The organism is Actinomyces timonensis, assembly GCF_040702965.1.
In the GTDB taxonomy this organism is placed as follows: Bacteria; Actinomycetota; Actinomycetes; order Actinomycetales; family Actinomycetaceae; genus Actinomyces; species Actinomyces timonensis_A.
Map to the genome: position 1 here is coordinate 536,189 of NZ_CP159989.1, position 22,857 is coordinate 559,045.

Sequence of the window (22,857 nt, forward strand, 5' to 3'; positions counted from 1 at the left end):
CGGGACGCGACGGAAGAGGGGCAGCAGCGATGAACATGGACGCCTACCGCGCCAAGATGAAGTCCATCCCGTCCAAGCGGGATGACCTGACGGCCCAGGCCCTCGAGTCGGTCGAGGGCCCCGGCTTCCTCCTCACCAGCGTCGAGCGCCTGGCCGGCCTGGGGCAGGCCCGCTCCCTGTGGCCCGTGACCATGGGACTGGCCTGCTGCGCCATCGAGATGATGGCCACCGGCACCCCCCGCTTCGACATGGCCCGCTTCGGCTGGGAGGTCTTCCGCGCCTCGCCCCGCCACGCCGACGTCATGATCGTCTCGGGCCGCCTCTCCCACAAGATGGCACCCATCATCCGCAACGTCTACGACTCGATGCCCGAGCCCAAGTGGGTCATCTCCATGGGCGCCTGCGCCTCCTCCGGTGGCATCTTCAACAACTACGCCATCGTCCAGGGCTGCGACCACGTGGTCCCCGTGGACATCTACCTGCCCGGCTGCCCGCCCCGCCCCGAGATGCTCATCAACGCCATGCTCAAGCTCACCCGTCAGATCGAGGCCAAGCCCATGCTCAAGCACCGCGAGGAGATCGCGCGCGCCGTCGAGGCCGCCGCCCTCGCCGCCACTCCCGTGACCGAGATGAAGGGCCAGCTCGCATGAGTAACACCACCGCGCCGAAGGACGGCGCCCCCTCGGAGGATCTCGCCCCCGCCGGGCCCGGGGTGCCCGAGATCGCGGGCACCCCGGTGCGCCCTGAGCTGCGCGTCGAGGTCATCTCGCGCCACAGCGGGCATTTCGGCGCCGCAGACTCCGGCGACACCACCGGCTACGGCCTCACTCGGTCCGCCGTCACCCTGGCGCCCGCCGCCGCCCGCCCCTACGGCGGCTGGTTCGACGACGCCGTCGACGCCCTCATCGAGGACCTGCGCGCCTCCGGCGTCGACCCTGCCGCCGCCATCGAGAAGGTCGTCATCGAGCACGATGAGCTCACGCTGTTCATCGCCCGCGAGCACCTGCTCGACGTCGTCGCCCCCCTCAGGGACGACCAGGACCTGCGCTTCGAGCTCTGCCTGGGCGTGAGTGGTGTCCACTACCCCCAGCTCGCCGGGCGCGAGCTCCACGCCTGCTTCCAGTTCATGAGCCTGACCCACGGCGCGCGCATGATCCGCCTGGAGGTCACCTGCCCCGAGTCCGACCCCCACGTGCCCTCCATCGTCTCCCTCTACCCCGGGGACGACTGGCACGAGCGCGAGACCTGGGACCTCATGGGCATCGTGTTCGACGGCCACCCGCACCTGACCCGCTCGGCCATGCCCGACGACTGGGTCGGCCACCCCCAGCGCAAGGACTACCCGCTCGGCGGCATCCCCGTCGAGTACAAGGGCGCCGCCACCCCGCCCGCCGACACCCGGAGGTCGTACCGCTGATGAGCACCACCGCAGCCTTCACCGCCGCCGGCCCCGCCACCGACGACCTCGCCGACGGCGCCCCGCAGTACACCCTGTCCGGGGGCGACTGGGACGACGTCGTCGCCCAGATCGCCGCCCGCGACGAGGCCGACCGCCTCAAGCACGACCGGATCGTGGTCAACATGGGGCCCGTCCACCCGTCCACCCACGGCGTGCTCCGCCTCGTCCTGGAGATCGACGGCGAGACCGTCACCGAGGTCCGTGTGGGCACCGGCTACCTCCACACGGGCATTGAGAAGAACATGGAGTTCCGCACCTGGGTGCAGGGCGAGACCTTCGTGACCCGCATGGACTACGTCGCCCCCTTCTTCCAGGAGGTCGGCTACGCCCTCGCCGTCGAGAAGCTCCTGGGCGTCACGGACGACATCCCCGAGAAGGCCACCGTCACCCGGGTCCTGCTCATGGAGCTCAACCGCATCGCCTCGCACGCCGTGGCCGTGGGCACCGGCGGCAACGAGATGGGCGGAACCACGCTCATGACCATCGCCTTCCGCTGCCGCGAGAACATCCTCCGCGTCTTCGAGATGGTCTCCGGCCTGCGCATGAACCACGCGTACGTGCGCCCCGGCGGGCTCGCCCAGGACCTGCCCGAGGGCCTGACCGACTTCGTGCGCTCGGTCATGCCGGACATGAAGAAGGACATCCACGAGCTCGAAGCTCCTCCTCATGGAGAACCCGATCCTGAAGTCCCGGTTCATCGGCGTCGGTGAGATCTCCCTGGCCGGCGCGATGGCCATGGGGCTGACCGGCCCCTGCCTGCGCGCCGCCGGCTACCCCCTCGACCTGCGCAAGACCAATCCCTACTGCGGCTACGAGACCTACGACTTCGAGGTCCCCACCTACGACCGCTCCGACTGCTACAGCCGCCTGCGCATGCGCGTCGACGAGTGCTACCAGTCGCTCAAGATCGTCTCGCAATGCCTGGAGCGCCTCGACGCCATCGCCGCGCGCGGCAACCACCCCTCGAACACCACGATGGTGGCCGACCCCACCATCGCCTGGCCCGCCCGCATGGCCATCGCCACCGACGGCCAGGGCCAGTCATTCGAGCACGTCCGCGAGATCATGGGCAGCTCCATGGAGTCCCTCATCCACCATTTCAAACTGGTGACCCAGGGCTTCCGCGTCCCCGCGGGCCAGGTCTTCCAACAGGTGGAGCACGCCAAGGGCGTCCTGGGCGTCCACGCCGTCTCTGACGGCGGCACCCGCCCCTACAGGGTCCACTTCCGCGACCCCTCCTACTCCAACCTGCAGTCCCTGGCCCTCATGGCCGAGGGCGGCACGATCGCCGACCTCGTGCCGACCCTGGCCTCGATCGACCCCGTCCTGGGAGGCGTGGACCGCTGATGAGCACTAACCCGACCACTGCGGCACCCGCAGCCGAGCAGGCCGCCACTCCCGCGGGCCCCGCCGTCCCCGCGGCCCTCACCGCCGCCTGGGACGAGGGCGTCGCCGCCCAGCTGCTCGCCGATATCGAGGCCATCAAGGGCCGCTACCCCGCCGAGCACCAGCGCAGCGCGCTCATCCCCATGCTCCACCTCGTCCAGAGCGTCGACGGCTACGTCTCGCCCGCGGGCATCGCCCTGTGCGCCGAGGAGCTCGGTCTCACCCGCTCCGAGGTGAGCGCCGTGGCCACCTTCTACAGCCAGTTCCGCCGCCACCCCGCCGGCGAGTACCACGTGGGCGTGTGCACCAACGCCCTGTGCGCCGTCATGGGCGGGGACGAGATCTGGGAGGCCGTGGCCGCCCGCACGGGGCTCGGCTCCGACGAGACCTCCGAGGACGGCCGCATCAGCCTGGAGCGCATCGAGTGCAACGCCGGCTGTGACTACGCCCCCATCGTGATGGTCAACTGGGAGTTCTTCGACAACCAGACGCCCGCCTCCGCCGTCGCCCTCATCGACGCGCTGGAGAGCGGCGAGGGTGCGCGCCCCACGCGCGGGCCGGACGCCCTGCCGACCTTCCGCGCCAATGAGCGCGTCCTGGCCGGATTCGAGGACGGCCACGCCGACGAGGGCCCCTCGGCGGGCGAGCCCAGCCTCCTCGGTCGGCGCATCGCCGCGGCCAACGGCTGGACCAGCCCGAAGGAGGACACCAAGTGAGCACCAACGCCATCGACGCCTCCCAGCCCGTCGGCCCCTCCTTCACCCCGCCGGGCACCCTCACCCCCGTCCTCACTGAGCACTGGGGCGAGGACCGCTCCTGGACCCTGGAGCACTACCTCTCTGTGGGCGGCTACGAGGGCCTGGCGCGCGCCAGGACCATGAGCCCCGAGGAGCTCATCAGCCTGGTCAAGGACTCCAACCTGCGCGGCCGCGGCGGCGCCGGGTTCCCCACTGGCCTGAAGTGGTCCTTCCTGCCCCCCATGGACGGGGCGCCCCGCTACCTCGTCGTCAACGCCGACGAGTCCGAGCCCGGCACCTGCAAGGACATCCCCACCATCCTGGCCAACCCCCAGGCCCTCATCGAGGGAATCGCCATCACCTCGCGCGCCATCGGCGGGGATCTCGCCTTCGTCTACCTGCGCGGTGAGGTCGCCCACGTCTACCGGCGCCTGCTGGCCGCCGTGCGCGAGGCCACCGACTCCGGCCTGCTCTCCACCGGGTTCGGGCTCGACGGCGAGCAGCCGCTGAGGATCGTCGCCCACGCCGGCGCCGGCGCCTACATCTGCGGTGAGGAGACGGCGCTGCTCGACTCCCTCGAGGGCCGTCGCGGCCATCCGCGCCTCAAGCCGCCCTTCCCCGCCGTCGCCGGCCTTTACGGGCGGCCCACGGTCATCAACAACGTCGAGACCATCGCCTCCGTGCCCGCGATCCTGGCCAAGGGCGCCGACTGGTACAACGCCATGGGCACCGAGCGCTCCAAGGGCCACGGCATCTTCTCCGTGTCCGGGCACGTGGCCAGCCCCGGTCAGTTCGAGGCCCCCTTCGGCATCACCATGCGCCAGCTCATCGAGCTCGCCGGCGGCATCCGGCCCGGCCACAGACTCAAGTTCTGGGTGCCCGGCGGCTCCTCCACCCCGATCTTCACCCCCGACGAGCTCGACGTCCCCCTCGACTACGAATCGGTCGCCGGCGCCGGCTCGATGCTGGGGACCCGCGCCCTCCAGGTCTTCGACGACACCGTCTCCGTGGTGCGCGTCGTCGCCCGGTGGACGGAGTTCTACCAGCACGAGTCCTGCGGCAAGTGCACCCCCTGTCGCGAGGGCACCTACTGGATGCGCCAGATCATGCTGCGCCTCGAGGCCGGCAAGGGCGTTCCCGGCGATGTCGAGAAGCTCGAGGACATCGCCAGCAACATCGCCGGGCGCTCCTTCTGCGCCCTCGGCGACGCCTCCGCCACCCCGGTGCTGTCCGGCATCAAGCGGTTCCGCGATGAGTTCGAGGCCGGCTACACCACGCCCGCCCGCGAGCTCTTCCCCTACCGCGCCTCCTCCATCCTCGAAAGCGCCAGGTGAGTCATGACTGAGACGGTCAACATCACGATCGACGGCGTCCCCGTCGAGGTCGCCAAGGGAACGCTGCTCATCCGCGCCGCGGAGAAGATCGGTGTGCGCATCCCGCGCTTCTGCGACCATCCCCTGCTCGGGCCCTCGGCCAACTGCCGCCAGTGCCTCGTCGAGGTCGCCATGCCGGACCGCGAGGGCAATGTCCGGCCCATGCCCAAGCCCCAGCCCTCCTGCGCCATGACCGCCACCGAGGGCATGGAGATCTCCACCCAGGCCACCAGCGCGGTGGCGGCCAAGGCCCAGGCCGGAACCATGGAGTTCCTCCTCATCAACCACCCCCTGGACTGCCCCATCTGCGACAAGGCCGGTGAGTGCCCCCTGCAGAACCAGGCCCTGGAGCTCATGAGCACCGGCGCCCAGTCCGTCACCCGCTTCACCGATGTCAAGCGCACCTTCCCCAAGCCCCTGCGCCTGACCAGCAACGTCCTGCTCGACCGCGACCGCTGCATCCTGTGCCAACGCTGCGTGCGCTTCGCCGACGAGATCGCCGGGGACCGCTTCATCGCCCTCCAGGGGCGCGGCGGCGGACACCCCGCCACCGATGGGCACAGCGGGGGCCTCTACTCCGAGCAGATCGGCCGCTTCGACTCGACCGTCCTCGACTTCCTCGATCCGGACGCGTCCCCCGCCCCCGGGGTCCGGGCGATCCGCGGCGCGCACGGCCTCACCCCCGCCGAGGGCCTCGCGGGCCCCTCCGGCGACCCCGGCGCCGCCGACGGCCTGGCGCCCGGGCCGATCGACCCTGGCCGCGGCGACCTCGACGTCTCCGGGCGCCCCTTCGCCTCCTACTTCTCCGGCAACATCATCCAGATCTGCCCCGTCGGAGCGCTCACCAGCGCCTGCTACCGCTTCCGCTCGCGCCCCATGGACCTCGTGTCCACGGACTCGATCACCGAGCACGACGCCTCCGGCTCCGCGATCCGCGTCGACATGCGCCGCGGTGTCGTGCTGCGCCGCCTGGCCGGCGACGACCCCGAGGTCAACGAGGAGTGGATCACCGACAAGGACCGCTTCGCCTTCCAGTGGGCCTCCGCCCCCGACCGCCTGACCACGCCGCTCGTGCGCGACGAGGCCGGCGAGCTGGTCCCCACCTCCTGGTCCGACGCCCTCGACGTGGCCGCCCGGGGACTGGCCCGCGCCACCGCCGACGGCGGGGTCGGGCTCCTGCCCGGCGCGCGCCTCACGCTGGAGGACGCCTGGGCCTGGTCCCGCTTCGCCCGGGCCGTGCTGGGCACCAACGACATCGACCAGCGCGTGCGCGACCACAGCGCCGAGGAGGACACCTTCCTCGCCGCCCGCGTGGCCGGCACGGGCCTGGGCGCCGTCACCTACACCAGCCTCGAGACCGCCGGCCAGGTCCTCCTGGTCGGCCTGGAGCCCGAGGACGAGTGCGGCTCGCTCTTCCTGCGCCTGCGCAAGGGCGCGCGCGCGGGCGGCGTGAAGGTCGCCTCCCTCACCAGCGCGCTCACCCCCGGCCAAGCCAAGATGAGCGCCGAGCCCATCCTCGTCGCCCCCGGCGAGGAGGCCCGCGCCGTCGCCCTCCTGGCCCAGACGCACCCGGCGCTCGTCGAGGCCCTCAAGGCCGACGGCGCCACGATCCTCGTCGGCGAGCGCGCCGCCGCCGTCCCCGGCCTGCTCACCACCATCGACACCCTGGCCACCGCCACCGGCGCGCGCCTGGCCTGGGTGCCGCGCCGCGCCGGCGAGCGCGGGGGCATCGAGGCCGGCGCCCTGCCCTTCCTCCTCCCCGGCGGGCGGCCCGTCGCCGACGCCGCCGCCCGCGAGCAGGTCGCCGCCGCCTGGGGGATCCCCACCACCGGTGAGAACGCCCGGCCCCTCCCCGAGGCCCCCGGCCGCGACACCACCGCCATCCTCACCGCGCTGACCGACGGCGCGCTGGGCGGGCTCGTCATCGGCGGCGTCGACCTGCGCGACTTCCCCGACCCGGGCCTGGCCCGCGCGGCCCTGGGGGCCTCCGCCTTCACCGTGCAGCTGGAGGTGCGCCGCTCAGAGGTCTCCGAGCACGCTGACGTCGTCCTCCCCGTGGCGCCGCCCGTGGAGAAGAACGGGACCTTCGTCAACTGGGAGGGGCGCGTGCGCCCCTTCGGGCAGGCCCACGTCTCGCGCACCCGCACCGACCGCCAGGTCCTGGGCATGCTCGCCGCCGAGATGGGCGCGGACCTGGGTGTGGACAGCCTCGAGACCCTCCACGCCGAGCTCGCCGGCCTGGGCCTGTGGGCCGGGGCCCGCCCCGCGGTCACCTTCAGCGAGGCCCCCGCCGAGGAGACGGGGGGCGAGTCCGACGCGACGTCGTCGGGCCCCTCCGGCCTGCCCGCGGTGCTGGCCACGCACAAGCCCATGCTCGACGCCGGTCGTCTCCAGGACGGCGAGGCCTTCCTGGCCGCCACCGCCCTGCGCCCCGTCGCCCGCATCGGAGCCGACCTCGCCTCCCGGCTGGGAGTCACCGGCGGTCAGGTCGTCGAGGTGTCCACCAGCACCGGTGCCATCGCGCTGCCCGCGGTCATCGGCGGAGTCGCCGACGGCGTCGTCTGGCTCCCCGAGTGCTCGGCCGGCTCGACCGTGCGCCAGAGCCTCGGCGCGCGCCACGGCTCGCCCGTGCGCGTGTCGCTCCCGATCAGCGGTGCGGCCGGGTCCTCCGGCAGCGCCGCCCAGCCCAACACGCCCACTGCGGAGGTGGTCCGATGAGCACCGCGTCACTCATCCTCGCCCCGGCGGCGATGCCCGTCGCCGCGAGCGGGGGGGGCAAGGCCGACTTCAGCGGGGAGACCTGGTGGCTCACGTTGATCAAGGCCCTCTTCCTCCTGGCCTTCCTCATCCTGTCCGTCATCATGGTCCTGTGGGTGGAGCGCCGCGGCCTGGCCCGCATGCAGACGCGCCCCGGCCCTAACGTCAACGGCCCCTTCGGGCTCTTCCAGGCGATCGCCGATGCCACCAAGCTGATCCTCAAGGAGGACTTCTGGCTCGGCGGCGCCGAGAAGCTGCTCTACCTGGCGGCCCCGATCCTCACGGCCTTCACGGCCTTCATGGTCTACGCGATCATCCCCTTCGGGCCCGAGGTCTCCATCTTCGGCCACCACACGCCCCTGCAGATGGCCGACTTCCCGGTGGCGATCCTCTACGTGCTGGCCGTCACCTCCTTCGGCGTCTACGGCATCATCCTGGGCGGCTGGTCCACCCACTCCACCTACCCGCTGCTGGGTGCCGTGCGCAGCGCGGCGCAGGTCATCTCCTACGAGCTGAGCATGAGCCTGTCGATCCTCACGGTCTTCCTCGCCTCGGCCACGATGTCCACGTCCGGGATCGTCGCCGCGCAGGACAGGCTGTGGTGGGGCGTCGCCATGATCCCCAGCTTCCTCATCTACGTCGTCTCCATGGTCGGCGAGGTCAACCGCCTGCCCTTCGACCTTCCTGAGGCCGAGGGCGAGCTCGTCGCCGGCCACATGGTGGAGTACTCCTCGATGAAGTTCGCCTGGTACTTCCTGGGCGAGTACATCAACATGTTCAACGTCTCGGCCGTGTGCGTCACCCTGTTCCTGGGCGGCTGGCACTCCGGCTTCGGATGGCTGTGGCCCGGGTCGAACGAGGGCTGGTGGCCGATGCTCTGGTTCATCGCCAAGGTCTGGACCGTCATGTTCTTCATGATCTGGACCCGGGGCACCCTCGTGCGCATCCGCTACGACCACTTCATGAAGCTCGGCTGGAAGTTCCTCATCCCGGTCTCCCTGGGATGGTTCGTCCTGGTGGCCGTCGTCCAGGGCTACCGCGCCTTCTCCGGCGGCTCCACCCGTGGCCTGCTCATGGTCCTGGCCGTCGTCTTCCTCGTGGCCATGCTCATCCTGTTCCTCCTGCCCGCCGGCGACGACGGCGCGGCCGAGGGCTCCCGCGCGGGCCAGGGCGCTGGCGACCTCGTGGCCCCCGGCGAGGAGTTCGACGCCTACGCGGGCGGCTACCCCGTTCCGCCGCTGCCCGGTCAGAGCCTGCCGGTCACGCCCAGGGCCCGCCGCGCCGCGGCGGCCGCCGCCTCCCTCGCACCAGCGGGCGCCGCAGTCGGACCCGCAGGCGCCCAGCCCGCCGCGACCTCCCAGGAGGGGACCGATGACTGACCAGAACCCCACCCCGCGCGCCTCTGAGCACGACCGGTGGCTGCGCGACGCTCCCGGCCCCCTGGCCCGGGCCTTTGCGCCCGTGGCCGGGTACGGGGTCACGATCTCCTCGATGTTCCGGCCCACGGTCACCGAGCAGTACCCCTTCGAGCCGGCCAACCTCATGCCGCGCTACCACGGCCGCCACCAGCTCAACCGCTATGACGACGGGCTGGAGAAGTGCATCGGTTGCGAGCTGTGCGCCTGGGCCTGCCCCGCCGACGCCATCTACGTCGAGGCCGCGGACAACACCCCCGGCGCGCAGTACTCGCCCGGCGAGCGCTACGGCCGCGTCTACCAGATCAACTACCTGCGCTGCATCTTCTGCGGCATGTGCATCGAGGCCTGCCCCACCCGGGCCCTGACGATGACCCACGAGATCGAGGAAATGGTCGGCCCCACCCGCACCGGCCTCATCTACGAGAAGAACGACCTCCTGGCCCCCGTCCCCGACGGCGCCCTGGACGCCCCGCACCCCATGGTCGAGGGCACTGAGGACGGCGACTACTACCGCGGCGCCGTCACCGGGCCGACGCGGGCGCAGGCCGACTGGGTGCGCGCCCACCGGCCTGAGGACCCGACCCTCGTCACTGCGAAGGTCGTGGAGGCCCCCGCCAGGCCGAAGGAGGCCGTGCGATGAGCTCACCCACCCTCCTCCTCCCGCTGGCGCCCGCGCCCGCGGCCCTCAGCGGCTCCGGGACGGTGACCCTCGGCGAGACGATCCTCTTCGGCGTCGTCGCGCTGGTGACCATCGCCTGCGGCGTCGGCCTGCTGACCGCCAGGCGCGCCGTCGCGGCCGCGGTCAACATGATCGTCATCATGATCGGCCTGGCGATCCTGTACATCGCGAACGAGGCCCCCTTCCTGGGCGTCACCCAGGTGGTGGTCTACACCGGCGCCATCATGACCCTCGTCCTGTTCGTCATCATGCTCGTCGGAGTCGGTGGCGAGGAGCCCGTGGGCGCCACCTCCTCCAGGTCCCAGGTCCCGCTCATCGTCCTCGTCGGGGCGGCTCTCGCGGGCGCCCTCGGCGTGACGGTCTGGCGGACCGTCCTGCCCCGCCCCGGCGGCCTCGACTCCGGCTCCGCCGCCGATCCGGCTGAGCTCGCCGCCGCCCTGTTCAGCCGTCACGTGGTCACCATGGAGCTCACCGCGATGCTCCTCATCGTGGCGGCCGTGGGCGCGCTGGCCCTCACGCACCGCCAGCGCATCCGCCCGAAGCGCTCCCAGGCGAGGATCGCCCAGGAGAAGCTGCGCGACTACGCCATCAAGGGCACTCACCCCGGCCAGCGGCCCATGCCCGGTGTCTACGCCGCCACCAACTCCGCCGCCGCCCCCGCCCTGGACGCCGATGGCACCGCCGTCGAGGAGTCCATCCCCCGAGTCCTGCGCGCCCGGGGGCTCGGCTATGAGCTCGCCGAGGTCTCGCCCGAGACCGCGGCCGCCGCCCGGGCCAACCTGATCAGCGCCCGCGCCGGGGCGCGCGTCGCCCAATCCGGCATGGCCTCCATGCCCGGCGCCGCGGCCCCGGTGGTCATCCAGCCCATGGCCGCCCCGGCCCCGGTGGTCATCCAGCCCATGGCCGCCCCGGCCCCTCCCGAGGCCACGGGCGCGGATCCCAGCCAGACCGAGGCGAAGGAGGAGGACAAGTGAGCATCGGGTTCTACATCATCCTGGCGATCATCCTGTTCTCCCTCGGCGCGCTCACCGTGCTGCTGCGCCGCAACGCGATCATCGAGCTCATGGGCGTTGAGCTCATGCTCAACGCCGTCAACCTCGTGCTCGTCACCTTCTCACGCGTCCACGGCAACCTGACTGGGCAGATCTTTGCCTTCTTCGTCATCGTCGTGGCCGCCGCCGAGGTCGTCGTGGGGCTGAGCATCGTCGTGTCCATCTTCCGAACCCGCAGGGGAGTGTCGGTCGACGACATCAACCTGCTCAAGAACTGAAGGGGCTGACGTGAGCATGATGGGCGCACTTCCCCTCGCACTGGCACCCGCTGTCTCCGCCGGGCACGCCACCCACGCCGCCACCGGCGCCGCCGCGCTGGCCTGGCTCCTCATCGCGGTGCCCGCCACCAGCGCGGCGATCCTGCTGCTCGTGGGCCGCCGCTCCAACTCCTGGGGCCACTGGCTGGGCCTGGCGGCCGCCGTCCTCACCGCCGTCCTGGGGCTGACGATCATCGCCCAGGTCGCGGGCATGGCCGAGGGCCAGCGGATCATGAGCGCCAAGCTCTGGCACTGGTTCAGCGCCGGGAGCCTGCGCGTTGACGTCGGCCTGCGCATCGACCCGCTGTCCCTCACCTTCGTCGGCCTGGTCACCTTCGTCGGCTCACTCATCCACCTGTACTCGGTGGCCTACATGAGCCACGACCGCGACCGCCGCCGCTTCTTCGCCTACCTCAACCTCTTCATCGCCGCGATGCTCACCCTCGTGCTCGGCGACTCCTACATCACCCTCTTCGTCGGCTGGGAGGGCGTGGGCCTGGCCTCCTACCTCCTCATCGGCTTCTGGAACACCGCCGACGCGGACGACCCGCGCGCCGCGCGCGACAAGAGCGTGGAGAACGCCACCGCGGCCAAGAAGGCCTTCATCATGAACCGCGTGGGGGACATGGGTCTCCTCGCGGCCATGATGGCGATGGTCTCCCAGGTTCACTCCGTGGCCTTCGACGCCGTCCTTCCGGCCGCCGCCAGCGGCAGGGTCACCACCGGGTGGCTCACGGCCATGGGCTTCTTCCTTCTCGTGGCCGCCTGCGGCAAGTCCGCCCAGTTCCCGCTGCAGGCCTGGCTGGGCGACGCGATGGCCGGCCCGACGCCGGTGTCCGCCCTCATCCACGCCGCCACGATGGTCACCGCCGGCGTCTACCTCATGGTGCGCTCGGGCGCCATCTACGGCGGCGCCCCCAGCGCCCAGCTCGCGGTCGCGATCGTCGGCGCGATCACCCTCCTTCTGGGCGCGATCATCGGCTGCGCCAAGGACGATATGAAGAAGGTGCTCGCCGCCTCCACCATGAGCCAGATCGGCTACATGATGCTCGGCGCCGGCCTGGGCCCCATCGGCTACGCCTTCGCGATCTTCCACCTCCTCACCCATGGCTTCTTCAAGGCCCAGCTGTTCCTGGGGGCGGGCTCCGTCATGCACGCCATGGGCGACCAGGTCGACATGCGCCGCTTCGGGGCGCTGCGCGCCGCCATGACGATCACCTGGGCCACCATGGGCATCGGCTGGCTCGCGATCCTCGGCATCCCGCCCTTCAGCGGCTTCTGGTCCAAGGACAAGATCATCGAGGCCGCCTTCATCGGCGAGGGCGCCAGGCCCTGGGTCCTGGGCTCCATCGCTCTCGTGGGCGCTGGCATCACGGCCTTCTACATGTCCCGCCTCTTCTTCATGATCTTCCACGGCAAGGCCCGCTGGACCACCGAGAAGGACATCGAGGGCCCCGTCCACCCGCACGAGTCGGGATGGATGATGACCCTCCCGCTGCTCATCCTGTCGGTGTTCTCCATCGGCCTGGGCGGCGCCCTGGCCACCGGGGACATCTTCGTCACCTGGCTCGAGCCGGTCATCGGCCACGCCGAGCACGGCGAGCCGGTGCTGCCCGCGACCATCATCATGGGCGCCACGCTGGCCCTGGTCATCGTGGGCGCGCTCGCCGCATGGCGCATGTACGCCGCCCGCCCCGTGGACACCGTCGTCCAGCCCTCCAACGCGCTCGTCGAGGCGGCGCGCAAGGACATGCACCAGGACGCGATCAACGAGGCCATCGCCATGCGGCCCGGTCAGGGCCTCGTCCTGGCCGCCACCGCCTCGGACCGCTACGTCGTCGACGGCGCCGTCGAGGGCCTGGCCAGCGGCACCGCGGCGCTCGGCCGGCTCGTGGGCCGCACCGAGTCCGGGTACGTGCGCTCCTACGCCGGCTACATGGCGGCCGGCACCGTCCTGGCCCTCATCGTCGTCCTGGCCACCAGGTTCTGAGAGGACACCGCCACATGCAGACACTCACCGTCGCCACGGGCCCCTACCCGGTGCTCTCCATCATGGTGCTGGTCCCCCTCATCGGGGCCCTGCTCCTGGCCATTCCCGCCCTGCGGAGCCAGGCGCGCGGCCTCGGCCTGGCCATCGCCCTCGTCGAGCTCGGCCTGGGCGTCTGGGCCGCCAGCCTCTTCGACCCCCACGCGGGGACCGTCTACCAGCTCGCCGAGACCCGCCAGTGGATCCCGGCCATGGGCGCATCCTGGGCGCTGGGCGTCACCGGCCTCGGCCTGGCGATGCTCCTGCTGGCAGTCTTCCTCGTGCCCATCGTGCTCCTGGCCTCCTGGGGCGAGATCCCCGCGGACGACCAGGCAGGCTTCGCCGGGCTCATCCTGGCCCTTGAGGCCTTCATCATCGTCATCTTCACCGCGCGAGACGTCCTCCTCTTCTACCTCGTCTTCGAGGCGATGCTCATCCCCGTCTACTTCCTCATCGGCCGCTACGGGGGGCCCGACCGGCACCGCGCCGCCATCAAGTTCCTCCTCTACTCCCTGGCCGGCGGCCTCGTCATGCTCATCGGCGTCGTCGCGCTGGCCGTGCACGGCCCCGGCGGCGAGGGCAACTACCTCATCCAGAACCTGTCCCAGGGGCTTACCTCCTCGACGGGCGTCACCCGGGGCATCTTCGTCACCTTCCTCATCGCCTTCGCCATCAAGGCCCCGATGGTGCCCGTGCACACCTGGCTGCCCGACACCGCCGAGCAGGCCACCCCGGGCACCTCAGTGCTGCTCATCGGCGTGCTGGACAAGATCGGCACATACGGGATGATCGCCATCCTCCTGCCTCTCTTCCCCGAGGCCTCCCGCTGGGCCGCGCCGGTCATCCTGCCCCTGGCGATCGTCGGCATCATCTACGGCGGGCTCGCCGCCATCGGCCAGGACCACCTCTACCGCCTCATCTCCTACACATCCATCAGCCACTTCGGCTTCATGGTGCTGGGGATCTTCATCGGCAACCAGATCGCCGCCGTCGGCGCGATGGTCTACATGGTCGCCCACGGGCTGTCGATCGCCGGCCTCTACCTCATCACCGGCTTCATGGCCCGGCGCACCGGGACCGCGCGCATCAGCGAGCTCGGCGGCATCGCCCGCGTCATGCCGCTCATCGCCGGGACCTTCCTCTTCTCCGGGCTGGCGTCCATCGCCCTGCCGGGCCTGTCCGGATTCATCCCCGAGTGGATGGTCCTCAACGGCAGCTTCTCGGCCGCGCCCGTCTACGGGCTCCTCGCGCTCCTGGGCGTCATCATCGCCGCCGTCTACATGCTCCTGCCCTACCAGAGGGTGTTCACCGGGGCGCCGGCCCCGGAGCGCGTCGGCAGCCAGGACCTCGACGGCCGTGAGCGCGTCGTCGTCGCTCCCGTCCTCGTCGCCATGCTGGTCCTCGGCCTGGCGCCTGCCGCCCTGACCGGCATCCTCGACGGCGTCGGGGCCCAGACCGCCGCCACCATGACCGGGGCGGGTTCTCAACCCGCCGCCACGGCCCCCGTCACGGAAGGGAGCAGCAAGTGAGCTTCACCGCCCCGTCCATCCAGTGGGCCGGCCTCGTCCCGGTCCTCATCATCTTGGGAGCCGCCATCCTCGGCGTGCTCATCGAGGCCCTCATGCCGCGCCGCGCCCGGCACCTCGCCCAGACGACGCTGGCCGTCCTGGCCATCCTCGGCGCGATCGTCGCCATCGTGTGGCGGTGGAGCGCCGTCGTCGACGGCAGGGCGCCCGGCTACCCCGTCGTCGGCTTCAACGAGGACAACTTCGGCATCGCGGCCCAGGGCGTCCTGCTCATCATCGGCCTGCTGTCCATCCTCGTGATCTCGGACCGCACCGAGATCGGAGACTCCGCGTTCGCCGCGCAGGCCGCCGACCGCCCCGGCAGCGCCGAGGAGAGCGAGTCCATCCACGCCGGGTGGGTCGCCACCGAGGTCTTCCCCCTCACGCTGTTCTCACTGGCCGGCATGATGCTCTTCCCGGTGGTCAGCGATCTCATCTCCCTGTTCGTCATGCTCGAGCTCGTCTCGCTGCCGCTGTACGTCATGGCCGCCATGGCCCGCCACCGCCGCCTGCTCAGCCAGGAGGCCGCCATGAAGTACTTCGTCCTGGGCGCCTTCGCCTCGGCCTTCCTCCTCATGGGCTCGGCCCTCCTCTACGGCGCCTCCGGCTCCGTGCTCTACAACGACCTCCAGAACGGGGTCAGGGTTCAGCCGGGGCTCGCCTCGGCCGTGGACGGCGCCATCGCGGGCGTCGACTGGCTCGTGCTCGTCGGCGTCACCCTCGTGCTCGTGGGCCTCCTGTTCAAGATCGCCGCCGCGCCGTTCCACGCCTGGAGCCCGGACGTCTACCAGGGCGCCCCCACCCCGGTGACCGGCTTCATGGCCGCCGGGGTCAAGGCCACCGCCTTCCTCGCCCTCGTGCGGTTCTTCTACATGGTCGGCGGGGGGCTGAGCTGGGATCTCGCCCCGCTCCTATGGGCCATCGCCATCCTCACCATGGTGGTGGGCACCGTCGTCGGCATCGTCCAGCGCGACGTCAAGCGCATGCTCGCCTATTCCGCGATCGCCCACGCCGGCTACATGCTCATCGGCATCATCGCCTACAACCAGCGCGCGATCACCGCGATCCTCTTCTACTCCCTGGCCTACGGCATCGCCACGGTCGGCGCCTTCGGCGTCATCTCCCTCGTGCGCGAGTCCCACGGCGGGGGAGCGGGAGCCGAGGCCACCGGCCTGGACGACTACCGGGGCCTGGCCCGTCGCAGCCCCTGGCTCGCCGGTTCCATGACGATCTTCCTGCTGTCCTTCGCGGGCATCCCGCTCACCGGTGGCTTCATCGCGAAGTTCCAGCTCTTCGCCGCCGGTGTCGGCGGCGGGGCGACCTGGCTCGTCGTCATCGCGGTCGCGAGCTCGGCGGCCACGGCCTTCTTCTACCTCAGGCTCGTCGTGCTCATGTACTTCCGCGCCCCCGAGGACGAGGGCGTCACCGTCGTCGACTCCCAGGGCATGGCCGCGGCAGCGATCACCATGGCCGCCCTGGCCACGATCGCCCTGGGCGTCCTGCCCCAGGGGGCGCTCACGGTGCTCGGCGATGCGGCTATGCTCATCCCGTGACCACACCGTTGCCGTTGAGCGCCCCGGAACTCGAGGGCCGCATGGCCCCCGCCCTCGACGCCGTGGAGGAGCGGCTCATGGCGATCGTCAGCAACGCCGACGAGACCATCAACCCTCCCACCTCCCACCTGGCCCGGGCCGGGGGCAAGCGCCTGCGCCCCGCCCTCGTGCTCCTGACCGCCCAGCTCGGCGATCCCGAGCGCGCCACCGGTGAGGCGGTGAGGGACGCGAGCGTGGCCGTGGAGCTCACCCACATTGCCACGCTCTACCACGACGACGTCATGGACGACGCCCCGCTGCGCCGCGGCGCCCCCAGCGCCCAGACCGTCTGGGGGAACTCGGCGGCCATCCTCGCGGGCGACATCCTCGTGGCCCGCTCCTCCCAGCTCATCGCCGCTCTTGGCCCTGAGGCGACCCTCGCCCACGCGCGCACCTTCGAGCGCCTGTGCACCGGACAGCTCCACGAGACCCTCGGCCGTCCCACGGGCACCGACCCGGTGGACCACTACATCCAGGTGCTTGCGGACAAGACCGGCTCCCTCATCGCAGTGTCCGCACGCTACGGCGCCATGCTCACAGGCGCGGGCGCCGAGGTCGAGGCCATCGTCGAGGAGTTCGGCGAGCGGATCGGCATCGCCTTCCAGCTCGCCGACGACGTCATCGACCTGGCCTCCGACTCCGAGACCACCGGCAAGACCCCAGGAACAGACCTCCTCGAGGGCGTGGACACCATGCCCGTCCTCCTGCTGCGCACCGCCCTGGCCGCGGGGAAGCGACGCCGCGGGCCAGTCGATCCTCTCCGACCTGTCCTCCGCGGACCTGCGCGATCCCGCGGTCCTCGCCGGGGTCGTCGCGCGCCTGCGCGCCCACCCCGTTCTTCAGCGCACCCGGCAGATGGCGGTGTCCTGGGCCGACGACGCCATCGCCGGCCTGGAGGGCCTGGAGGAGGCCGTTCTCGCTGCGACCCGCGAGCGCCTGGCCTCAGGCGGCCTGGCCGGGGACGATCTGGAGGCGGCCCTGGCCGATGCCCGGGAGCGCGCCCGGGTGGTGCGGGGGCTGCTCGAGGACTTCGCCCGCCAGCTCGTCGACCGCGCCGCCTGAGGACGGTCTTCCGAGCGCCTGGGCCTTGGCGAGGCGGGGCTGGGGGCCGGCTGCTTCAGGGGGCGGGCCGGCCCTTTCATCGTTGCTGACGCCAGCATGCTCTCAGGGGCTGATCTGACGGCCCCGGACAAAGGCGCGCCTGCCCGCCCGTCGTCCGCGCCCCCTCCTCCAAGCGCGAAGCGGGCCCCACGGCTCTGCGCCGTGGGGCCCGCTGCTTCATGAGGTCAGTGCGAGGCCTCAGCCGTGTGCTCGTGCTCGTGCTCCTCGTCGTGGTGCTTGGAGCCGTCGGCGTGCGTGTGCTTGGCGAAGGCGACCTCGTTGGGGGTGACCGAGTAGGTCTTGGAGGTCTTCTCCCCGTTGGTGAGGTCCACCTTGTGGACGCTGTTGGTGGCCGGCTCGGTCACCCAGGCGGTCGAGCCGGAGATCTGGAGGGCCGGGTGGGCGTCCTGCCACTTGGCCGGCGGCTGCCAGGCGGCGATCACGGGGACCGAGTCGGTGAAGGACCCCGAGGAGGGGTCGAGCTTGTGCAGGGCCCCGTCTGTGCCGAGCACCCAGGCGTTGTTCTCGCCGTCGCGCTTGATGCCGCGCCAGGTGTACTCCGCGCCCGAGGGCATGTCGACGACGGAGAAGGTTCCGGCGGCCGAGTCGAGCAGGCCGACGCGGTGCAGGTTGACGCCCTCGGCGTCGCGGTCGTCCTTGTAGTCGGTGACCGCGATGGGGGAGGAGTCGGTGACGTAGGAGTTGCCCACGCGCCCGTAGTCGGCGTCAGGGCTGGCGATCTTGGTGAAGGAGCCGCCCTTGTACAGCAGGACGCCGTTCTCGCAGCCGAGCATGGCGGCCTCATCCTTCATGACGCCCTCGCCGTGGACGCCGGGGCACTCCTCGTTGCGGGTGAGCTCCGTGCCCGAGGCGTCCTGGGCCAGCGCCCCCTTGCGGGACTCGGAATTGCCCAGGGTGCGGATGACGGTGCCGTCGGAGAAGCTTGACGGCGACGCCGTGGTGGGCCTCCTCGGAGGCGATCTTCTCGGTGCTCGGCAGGCTGGTGACGGTCTCATCGGCGTCGTGGCCCAGGGCGTCGGTCTTGACGAAGGTGATCTCCCCGGTGCCGTCGGCGAACAGGCCGGTCCAGCTGCCGTGGGGCGTGACGTGCCCGCCCTTGCTCGCCGGGAAGACGAGGTCGGTGAGCTTCGCCTCGCCGCCGCCGGCACCGGTGGACAGGACCCGGAAGCCGGACTCGGTGGTGACGAGGACGTGCTCGTTGTCTCCGAAGGCGTTGAGGCGCAGGAAGCCGCTCAGGGGGAAGTCGGCGACCTCCTCCAGGGTGGAGGCGTTCACGACCTTGACCCCGCCGTCGTAGGCGAAGACGAAGCGGTCCGAGCCGTGCTTGTGCTCGTGCGCCTCGCCGGTGGCGCTCGTGGCGGCGCTCGCGGAGGCGGCAGTGGTGGCCGAGGAGCCCTTCGAGGCCGAGCCGCAGGCGCCCAGGGCCAGGGCCGTGGCGCTCAGCGCGGCGACGACGGCGGCCCGCCGCGAGGCGACGACCAGGCGCGGGCGTGACGAGGTGGAGGAAGACATGAAGTGTCCTTTCTTGCTGGGGAATGTCATCGGCGGTGATCGGTCCTCACGCGGTGAGGGCCGTGGTGATGCGGTCTGTGTTGACGGCGAGCATGTCCAGGTAGGTGGGCGCCTCGCCGTCGGGGGCTGAGAGGGACTCGGTGAACAGGGACACCACCTGGATGTCCTGCCCGACGGACTCCTTGAGGGCGGTGATGAGCTGGTCGGAGTGCGAGGTGTCGGCGAAGATCGCGCTCACGCCGGCGTCGCGCACGGCCGTGGAGAGCTCCTCCAGGTCCGAGGCGCTGGGCGCGGCGAGCGTGGAGCCGCCGGGGATGACGGCACCGATGAGGCGGAAGCCGTAGCGGGCGGCCATGTAGCCGAACACGTGGTGGTTGGTGACCAGGGCGCGCTTGTCCTGGGGGATCGCGCTGAAGCGGGTGGACATGTCCTTGTCGGCCGCGGCGAGCTTGTCGCGGTAGGCCGTGGCGGAGGCGGCCAGGGCGGAGGCGTCGATCCCGGGCACCTTCCCGAGGGCGCCCTCCAGGCCGTTGACGACGTCGATCATCCTCGTGGGGTCGGTCCAGAAGTGCGGGTCGGGGCCGGAGGCGTCATCGGAGGAGTACTCGATGGGAGTGAGCTGCTCCCCGGCGGTGAACAGCGTGACGCCGTCCCCCTTGGCGCTCTCGATATTGCTGGCCAGCCCCTCCTCCAGGCCCAGGCCATTGGTCACCAGGAGGGCGGCGTCGCGCATGGCGAGGGTCTGCTTGGCCGAGATGCCGAAGGAGTGCGGGTCCGCGTTGGGCGCCATGAGGGTGGTGACACTGGCCTGGTCGCCCACCACCTGGGTGACCACGTCGCCCAGGATGTTCGTGGTGACCACGATCGACGGCTTGCCGGTGTCGTCCGCGGAGCCGTCGCAGGCGGCGACGGCTCCCAGGGGCGCCAGCGCGAGGAGCGTGAGCAGGTCCCGGCGCCTCATGCCCCGACCACCTCGAAGGAGACGAGGCCGGCGGCGGGGATCGTCCGGGCGACGCGGGCGGAGTCGGCCGCGTCGATCTCCAGGACGGAGGCGCCGTCGGCGCCGGGGGCGTAGACGCGCTTGGGAGTGACCCGAAGGCCGGAGGCCGCGGCGAGGCCGGGGTTGGCGATGGGCTCGGTGACCGTGGCCTCGGCGCCGTCGGCCCACACGCGCACGCGCCCCTCGGCGTCGATGCCCACGACGCGCTTGTGCGTGTCGTCCATCGCGGACACGGCGACGACGGGAGCCCCGAAGGTCACCCGCGTCCAGCTCCTGTCCCGGACGCTGAGAAGCCAGGCGCCGCCGCTCTCATCCAGGGCCGCCACCTGGGAGCGGCGGGCCCGGTTGGACAGGGAGACGATCTTCGTCCCGGCGGCCTCGTCCGGCAGGGGGACCCACTCCAGGGAGGGCGGCTCGGCCGTCGCGGAGGAGGAGGGCTCCGGCGCGACGACGGCGCCGCCCTGGCACCCCAGGACGATGCCGGCGCGGGTGAGCGCCCCGCCCGACGCCGCTGGGCAGGCGACGCCCTGGCCGACGGCTCGCCCGGCGTCGTCGATGATGCCCGCCTGCCCCCCGGAGACCAGGACGGTCCTCTCCCCCTGCGGAGCGGCGAAGGACCCTGCGTCGATGGTGGCCGTGGTCAGGGCGCTCTGACGCCCTTGTCCCAGGGCCTGGCGGTCCAGGACCGTGGCGGTGGTGCCCGAGGCGATGACGGTGCGGGCGTTCGTCGAGGCCACGCCGGCCGTCCCGCTCATTCCCACGGCGCCGAGATCGCGGGCGGCGGCGCGGTAGTAGTGCTGGTGGTCGCCGTGATCCCAGGTCCACACCCCGGAGTCCGCCAGGCTGAGCGTGCCGTTCGGCCCGGTGAGGGCCACGAATCGGGAGTCCGAGGCGGTGGCGGTCAGGCCGGGCAGTGAGGCGATGGGAGTCGGGGCTCCGTCGGCGGCGAGGTCGAGGAGCCTCACCTGGCCGTCGGAGGAGGCGGTCACCAGGGACAGGGGTGCCTCGGAGAAGCTCCGTGGCGCCGTCGATGCGGCCGTGCCCATCACCCTGGGCGCTCTCCTTGGCGGCCGCGCTGGCCGGGGCGGCCGAGGCCGCGCCGCTCGCGGAGGCGTCGGAGGGCGAGCCCCCGGAGCAGGCGCTGAGGGCGAGGACGGCGGCCAGGGAGGCGCCGACGGCGGCGGTTCCGGCGCGGCCGGCGCGGCCGGCTCCGCGGATGCGCTGGGAGGGCTGGGGGAGTCTCACGCGTGCTCCTTCGCGGTTGTGGGGGAGGGGAGGGGCCTCCCCGAGCGGCGCCGGCTGGTCAGCGCGGCGGCCCCGGTGGCCAGGAGGAAGACGCCCGCGGCCGTGGCGGTGATGGTGGCGCCGCCGGCCGTGTCCGCATACAGGGAGATGTAGAGGCCCACGACGACGCAGGCGCTCGAGATGATGGCGGCCCAGGCGGTCATCGCGAGGATCGACTTCGACCACAGCGCGGCCGTGGCCGGCGGGGCGACGAGGAGCGCCACCACCAGCAGGGTGCCCACGGCCCGGTAGGAGGCGACGACGGCGGCGATGATGAGGAGGGTCAGGCCGGCCTGGGCCAGCGCCGGGCGCATCCCCAGGGTCAGCGCGATGCCCGGATCGAGGGACAGCGCCGTCAAGGGGCGGATCATGACGGCTCCCACGATGAGGACGACGATGAGCGTGCCGATGAGCACGGTGATCTCGTCACTCCTGATCCCCAGGATGTCGCCGAAGAGGATCGCGGTGATATCCGTTGCGAAGGAGCGGGACCGGGAGACGATGATGACGCCCAGGGAGAGCATGAGGACGAAGGTGATGCCGATGGCGGTGTCCTGGGAGAGGCGGGCCCGGCGGGACAGGAGGGCGACGAGCACGCCCATGGCGGTGGCGCTGAGCGCGGCGCCGGCCAGCGTGGGCAGTCCGATGAGGGCGCTGATCGCCACTCCCGGCAGCATGCCGTGGCCGATGGCCTCCCCGAGGAATCCCATGCCCCGGATGACCACCCAGGTGCCCGCCACCGAGCAGACCAGCGCCGCGAGGACTCCTCCGGTCAGGGCGTTGGAGAAGAACCCGAGGGAGAGCGGGTCGAGGAGATAGTGCACGCGCGAAGCGTAACGATAATCGTTCGCGGTTGTCACGCTATGCTCGCCGCATGCGTTTTCCCACCCCCCAGCGGGACTCAGCGAGCGCGGCCCCTGCCCCCACGTCCTGCGGGCCGGGACCCGCGGCGGCGCGCCCCGCGGCCGGCGCCGAGGCAGCGGGCGGCCTCGCCCTGCGCGGCGTCGTCGTGCGCAGGGGCGACGTGCTGGCCCTCAACGGCGTGAGCCTGGACCTGGCCCCGGGCGAGGTCACCTGCTTCTTCGGCCCCAACGGATCGGGCAAGTCCACCCTCCTGGCCGCCGTCGCGGGGATCCTTCCCCTGGCGGGCGGTCGTGTCGAGCGCCGCCCCGCCGGCGCGAGGCTCGCCCTCGTGCCCCAGGCCCCGCCGATCCCCGAGCGCATGCCGCTGACGGTCCGCGCCGCCGTCGCCATGGGCTGCTGGGGGGACACCGGGTTGCTTCGCCCCCTGAGCCGCGCGCACAAGCGGCGCGTCGGCGAGGTGATGGGGCTCCTGGGCGTCGCCGACCTCGCCGACCGTCAGCTTCTCCGAGGTCTCCGGCGGGCAGCGCCAGCGGGTCCTCGTCGCCCAGGCCCTCGTCAGTCGGCCCGACATCCTGCTCATGGACGAGCCGACCGCGGCCGCCGATGCCCGCTCCACCCGTATCGTCCACGACGCCGCGGCCCAGGCCGCCCAGGAGGGCGCCCTCGTGCTCCTCGTCAGCCATGACGAGCAGGCCCGTCGGATCGCCGACCGCTGCCTCACCCTCGAGGCCGGCCGCGTCGTCGACGACGAGAGGGCGCCCGCGCGCTGAGGTG

General features: G+C 71.9%; 17 protein-coding genes and 3 pseudogenes. 15 read left to right on the forward strand and 5 right to left on the reverse strand.

Annotated features, from left to right (window positions below; all coding sequences use genetic code 11):
* Positions 1 to 29 precede the first annotated feature (29 nt).
* The 14 genes and pseudogenes from ABXS69_RS02320 to ABXS69_RS02385 all read left to right on the forward strand — a co-directional run bounded on the left by ABXS69_RS02320 (position 30) and on the right by ABXS69_RS02385 (position 17,363).
* Positions 30 to 650 (forward strand): NADH-quinone oxidoreductase subunit B family protein, encoded by a 621-nt coding sequence (locus ABXS69_RS02320; protein ID WP_366180999.1) that lies wholly within the window; start codon positions 30 to 32, stop codon positions 648 to 650.
* Entirely contained in the window at positions 647 to 1,417 is a 771-nt protein-coding gene (locus tag ABXS69_RS02325) for an NADH-quinone oxidoreductase subunit C (protein ID WP_366181000.1), read from the forward strand. Before ABXS69_RS02320 ends, ABXS69_RS02325 begins: the two co-directional genes overlap by 4 nt.
* Positions 1,417 to 2,806, forward strand: a pseudogene (locus ABXS69_RS02330) (NADH-quinone oxidoreductase subunit D). The gene ABXS69_RS02325 and the pseudogene ABXS69_RS02330 overlap by 1 nt, the downstream one beginning before the upstream one ends.
* Entirely contained in the window at positions 2,806 to 3,561 is a 756-nt protein-coding gene (nuoE, locus tag ABXS69_RS02335; protein ID WP_366181001.1) for an NADH-quinone oxidoreductase subunit NuoE, read from the forward strand. The pseudogene ABXS69_RS02330 and the gene nuoE overlap by 1 nt, the downstream one beginning before the upstream one ends.
* The gene (gene nuoF / locus ABXS69_RS02340) at positions 3,558 to 4,916 is read left to right on the forward strand and encodes an NADH-quinone oxidoreductase subunit NuoF (RefSeq protein WP_366181002.1); all 1,359 of its coding nucleotides are present in this window, start codon (positions 3,558 to 3,560) and stop codon (positions 4,914 to 4,916) included. The genes nuoE and nuoF overlap by 4 nt, the downstream gene beginning before the upstream one ends.
* Positions 4,917 to 4,919: 3 nt before the next feature.
* Entirely contained in the window at positions 4,920 to 7,673 is a 2,754-nt protein-coding gene (locus ABXS69_RS02345) for an NADH-quinone oxidoreductase subunit G (RefSeq protein WP_366181003.1), read from the forward strand.
* Positions 7,670 to 9,091 (forward strand): NADH-quinone oxidoreductase subunit NuoH, encoded by a 1,422-nt coding sequence (nuoH, locus tag ABXS69_RS02350; RefSeq protein WP_366181004.1) that lies wholly within the window; start codon positions 7,670 to 7,672, stop codon positions 9,089 to 9,091. Before ABXS69_RS02345 ends, nuoH begins: the two co-directional genes overlap by 4 nt.
* Positions 9,084 to 9,770: an NADH-quinone oxidoreductase subunit NuoI gene (gene nuoI / locus ABXS69_RS02355; RefSeq protein WP_366181005.1), complete on the forward strand. Its 687-nt coding sequence runs from the start codon at positions 9,084 to 9,086 to the stop codon at positions 9,768 to 9,770. Before nuoH ends, nuoI begins: the two co-directional genes overlap by 8 nt.
* Positions 9,767 to 10,783, forward strand: coding sequence for an NADH-quinone oxidoreductase subunit J (locus ABXS69_RS02360; protein ID WP_366181006.1), 1,017 nt, complete (start codon positions 9,767 to 9,769; stop codon positions 10,781 to 10,783). The genes nuoI and ABXS69_RS02360 overlap by 4 nt, the downstream gene beginning before the upstream one ends.
* On the forward strand, positions 10,780 to 11,079 hold the full coding sequence (gene nuoK, locus ABXS69_RS02365) for an NADH-quinone oxidoreductase subunit NuoK (protein WP_366181007.1): 300 nt from the start codon (positions 10,780 to 10,782) through the stop codon (positions 11,077 to 11,079). Before ABXS69_RS02360 ends, nuoK begins: the two co-directional genes overlap by 4 nt.
* Before the next feature lie 19 nt (positions 11,080 to 11,098).
* The gene (gene nuoL / locus ABXS69_RS02370; protein ID WP_366181504.1) at positions 11,099 to 13,108 is read left to right on the forward strand and encodes an NADH-quinone oxidoreductase subunit L; all 2,010 of its coding nucleotides are present in this window, start codon (positions 11,099 to 11,101) and stop codon (positions 13,106 to 13,108) included.
* 14 nt (positions 13,109 to 13,122) lie between these two features.
* Entirely contained in the window at positions 13,123 to 14,673 is a 1,551-nt protein-coding gene (locus tag ABXS69_RS02375; protein ID WP_366181008.1) for an NADH-quinone oxidoreductase subunit M, read from the forward strand.
* Entirely contained in the window at positions 14,670 to 16,262 is a 1,593-nt protein-coding gene (gene nuoN, locus ABXS69_RS02380) for an NADH-quinone oxidoreductase subunit NuoN (protein ID WP_366181009.1), read from the forward strand. The genes ABXS69_RS02375 and nuoN overlap by 4 nt, the downstream gene beginning before the upstream one ends.
* Positions 16,259 to 17,363, forward strand: a pseudogene (locus ABXS69_RS02385) (polyprenyl synthetase family protein). Before nuoN ends, ABXS69_RS02385 begins: the two are co-directional and overlap by 4 nt.
* Before the next feature lie 224 nt (positions 17,364 to 17,587).
* On the opposite strand, the gene ABXS69_RS02390 reads toward ABXS69_RS02385, so the two are convergent.
* The 5 genes from ABXS69_RS02390 to aztB all read right to left on the reverse strand — a co-directional run bounded on the left by ABXS69_RS02390 (position 17,588) and on the right by aztB (position 22,043).
* Positions 17,588 to 18,214, reverse strand: a complete 627-nt coding sequence (locus tag ABXS69_RS02390) for a hypothetical protein (RefSeq protein WP_366181010.1) — start codon at positions 18,212 to 18,214, stop codon at positions 17,588 to 17,590.
* Positions 18,204 to 18,935 carry a hypothetical protein gene (locus ABXS69_RS02395; RefSeq protein WP_366181011.1) on the reverse strand — a complete coding sequence of 244 codons (732 nt, stop codon included), beginning with the start codon at positions 18,933 to 18,935 and terminating at the stop codon, positions 18,204 to 18,206. The genes ABXS69_RS02390 and ABXS69_RS02395 overlap by 11 nt, the downstream gene beginning before the upstream one ends.
* 46 nt (positions 18,936 to 18,981) lie before the next feature.
* The gene (locus ABXS69_RS02400; RefSeq protein WP_366181012.1) at positions 18,982 to 19,896 is read right to left on the reverse strand and encodes a metal ABC transporter substrate-binding protein; all 915 of its coding nucleotides are present in this window, start codon (positions 19,894 to 19,896) and stop codon (positions 18,982 to 18,984) included.
* A complete protein-coding gene (locus tag ABXS69_RS02405; RefSeq protein ID WP_366181013.1) occupies positions 19,893 to 20,981 on the reverse strand; it encodes a hypothetical protein in 1,089 nt (362 codons plus the stop codon). The genes ABXS69_RS02400 and ABXS69_RS02405 overlap by 4 nt, the downstream gene beginning before the upstream one ends.
* A 195-nt stretch (positions 20,982 to 21,176) precedes the next feature.
* On the reverse strand, positions 21,177 to 22,043 hold the full coding sequence (gene aztB / locus ABXS69_RS02410; protein ID WP_366181014.1) for a zinc ABC transporter permease AztB: 867 nt from the start codon (positions 22,041 to 22,043) through the stop codon (positions 21,177 to 21,179).
* 50 nt (positions 22,044 to 22,093) lie between these two features.
* Here aztB and ABXS69_RS02415 point away from each other — a divergent pair.
* Positions 22,094 to 22,619 (forward strand): annotated as a pseudogene (locus tag ABXS69_RS02415) (ATP-binding cassette domain-containing protein); the annotation flags it as partial.
* Between the last annotated feature and the right edge of the window lie 238 nt (positions 22,620 to 22,857).